Here is a 449-nt window from a genome sequence, read left to right as displayed (position 1 = left end):
AACCTCTTCCCGAAGAGCTACCTCAACCAGAAGATCCCGAACCTCCAACTCCACAACCTCAGCGTCCTGCCTTTGAAACGCACCAGGCTTACAACCAAAACCAACAGGAAAGTAAAAGCAATGTGGAATCGCGGCTGGAGGAGATCTTTGAAAAAAATGCTGCGCAACAGGAAGCTTCCGAAGAAGATGCAAATAAGATCTCTGCAGGAGATGTGGCTGTAAACAGCAGTAAAGAACGACGGAAACAGAAAGCTTCCGAAGGAGATAACACTACTAAGGAAACATCGGTTAAAAAAGGCAGTATGAGGAATAGTTCTATTTCTTTTTCTTTGATTGGCCGCACTGCAGTTGATATTCCCAATCCTATTTACACCTGTGACAGATCGGGAAAAGTAGTTATAAATATTACTGTTAATGCATTGGGGAATGTTTTAAAAACATCTGTCAAC

General features: G+C 42.5%; 1 pseudogene. It reads left to right on the top strand.

The features are described 5' to 3' along the window. Nucleotides 1-449 (top strand): annotated as a pseudogene (locus HC176_RS16520) (hypothetical protein); the annotation flags it as partial.

The organism is Tamlana crocina, from assembly GCF_012037625.1.
Note: the sequence above shows the minus strand (reverse complement) of the source record. Positions and strands in the feature narration are given on the sequence as shown.